The following is a 2,575-nucleotide window of genomic DNA, read 5'->3' as shown; positions in this document are numbered from 1 at the left end:
CGGACTGGGCTCATAATGCCCGTTATCAGGATGGCGAGGCAAAGAAGATTGTCCGTTACGCCTTTCATCCACGTTCGGGCGGGGAGATTTTCGTCACAGGCCGTCAGCGTTATTGCGGTGAGCCGGCCTATGTCGGGCGACAACCGGATGGCAGCCTGGCGCTGATTCCGATCTGGATGACGGAAGAGATCGCCCTGACGATGGCGGTTCGCGAGGCGCCCCGTTTTCCCCTTTCATGCCTGCGCGACCTGCGCCGCGAGGTCGATGCATGTCTACGTTTTCTGCAGAGCGACTCACGCCAGCCAGGAGACGACCATGCAGCGCAGGCAATGCCGAACCGACCAGCCAGACCTGTTTTCCAAGAAGGCTCCGCCATCGAGTCTTCCAGGCGAAGTCCGGGAACGCACCCTCCCGCTGATCGAGACCTTGCTGAGGGAAGCGGTGGTGAGCCAGACGGGACGGGAGGCAGATCATGAAGATCACCGCTGAACATCTCGCGCGCGGTGCCTATGTCTATGTCCGGCAGTCGACGGCCGATCAACTCGTCAACAATCCCGAGAGCCGGCGACGCCAATATGGCCTTGCCGAGCGAGCGCGGTCCCTTGGCTGGAAAGACGCCATCGTCATCGATGAAGATCTCGGTCGTTCAGGGTCTGGCATCAGCCGTCCGGGCTTTGAGAAGCTTCTGGCGGCGATCTGCGAAGGTCGGGTTGGTGCGGTCCTCGCCATTGAAGCCTCCCGGCTGGCCCGCAATGGCCGGGACTGGCATACGCTCATCGAGTTTTGCGGCCTTGTCGGAACGCTCATCATCGATGAGGACGGCATCTACGAACCGCGTCATCCCAACGACAGGCTGCTGCTCGGCATGAAGGGCACGATGAGCGAACTGGAGCTTTCGATCCTGCGGGCCCGCTCGATCGAAGCCCTGAAGCAGAAGGCACGACGGGGCGAACTTTTCCTGACGGTGGCGATCGGTTACGTCAAGTCGGGCCGGAACCGGGTCGAGAAAGACCCGGACCTGCGGATCCGCGAGGCGATCGATCTTGTATTCCGGCGTTTCGACGAACTGCAGAGCATCCGGCAGGTGCATCTGTGGTTGCGCCGCGAGGGCATTATGCTCCCTGCCGTAAATTACACGCGCGCGGCGGACAGGGCGATCGTCTGGAAGCTGCCCGTCTACAATACGGTGCACCACATTCTCACCAACCCGATCTACGCCGGCGCCTATGCGTTCGGGCGAACCTGCAGCAAAGTCACCATAGAGGCCGGACGCAAACGGATTTTGCGTGGGATCAGGCGCGATCGCGCCGACTGGGAGGTCTTGCTCATCGACCATCACGAAGGTTACCTGAGCTGGCACGATTTTGAGAGGAATCAGCGCCTGATCACGGACAATGCCACAAGCAAAGGCCTGGTGCCGCGCGGTGCTCTTCGCCGGGGCGAGTTGCTGCTCGGCGGTCTCTTGCGCTGCGGCCATTGCGGCCGCAAGCTGCATGTCTCCTATTCCGGCAGCAACGGCAATACGGGGCGCTATCATTGCCGCGGAGCGCAGGTCAACCACGGAACCGACCCGTGCATCGGCTTCGGATCGTTGCGGGTCGATCAGGCGGTCAGCGCGGAGGTTCTTCAACGCCTTCAACCGCTCGGCATGGAAGCGGCGATCAAGGCCATCGAGACCTCCACCGTGCAGGCTGGAGAGAAGCGGCGCCATGTGGAGCTCGCACTCGAGCAGGCACGTTATGAAGCCGCCCATGCACGCCGCCAGTATGACGCCGTCGACCCGGACAACCGGCTTGTAGCAGGCGAACTGGAGCGACGCTGGAATGCCGCGCTCGTAGCCGTCCGCGAGCGTCAGGACGAGCTTGACGCGCTCGACCGCCACAAGCCTGAGGCTCTGGGAGAAGAGGAACGGCGGAGCCTGCTGCGCATGGGCGCCGATCTCGAACTGGCATGGCATCATGCCAACGCCACCGCCACCACGCGCAAGCGGATCATCCGTGCCGTGATCCGCGAGATTGTCGTCGCCATCGAAGACGACCACATCAAAATGCTGGTGCATTGGCAGGGCGGCGACCATACCGCGCTTTCGGTCAGGAAGAACAAGGCAGGCCATCACCGTTGGGGCGCCCCGCCGGACATCGAGGACCTGATCCGTGCCCTGGCACGCCAATTGCCGGATAGAGCGATCGCATCGCTTCTCAACCGGCTCGGCAAAACCACGGGTCGTCTGAACGGATGGACGCAGTCCCGTGTCTGCACTTTCCGCAACCAGCACGACATCGCCGTCTACAAAAAGGACGAACGGTCGGAGCGCGGCGAGCATACATTGCAGGAAACGGCTGCGAAGCTCGGCCTGCGGCCAATGACCGTGCTGCGCATGATCCGCGCCGGCGATCTGAAGGCCGAGCAGTATTGCAAGGGTACGCCCTGGATCATCCGTCATGAACATATCGAGCAACTCGATATCCAGCACCATTCCGGCAGGAGCGGACACAGTCCATTATCACAATCACAGGATCAGCAGATCCAGCTTTTTCAATAACATAGCGAGGTGTGCATTATGTCGTGGGATCGG

2 protein-coding genes are annotated in these 2,575 nt (G+C 61.7%); both read left to right on the top strand.

Annotation, left to right across the window (positions count from 1 at the left end; all coding sequences use genetic code 11):
- Window positions 1–476 (top strand): hypothetical protein (locus NKH43_RS35140; protein ID WP_352781285.1); only part of this gene is annotated, 476 nt, incomplete at its 5' end.
- On the top strand, window positions 473–2,542 hold the full coding sequence (locus NKH43_RS35135; RefSeq protein WP_352843071.1) for a recombinase family protein: 2,070 nt from the start codon (window positions 473–475) through the stop codon (window positions 2,540–2,542). The genes NKH43_RS35140 and NKH43_RS35135, both read left to right, overlap by 4 nt.
- The last annotated feature ends 33 nt before the right edge of the window (window positions 2,543–2,575 follow it).

It is taken from the genome of Mesorhizobium sp. M1163 (assembly GCF_040318415.1).
In the GTDB taxonomy this organism is placed as follows: domain Bacteria; phylum Pseudomonadota; class Alphaproteobacteria; order Rhizobiales; family Rhizobiaceae; genus Mesorhizobium.
The sequence above is the reverse complement of the archived record's forward strand: the minus strand, read 5'-3'. Positions and strand labels throughout refer to the sequence as shown.

What these genes read in the sequence shown, in the direction of transcription:
- NKH43_RS35135 (WP_352843071.1), top strand. Translation starts at nt 473, where the DNA reads ATGAAGATCACCGCTGAACATCTCGCGCGCGGTGCCTATGTCTATGTC.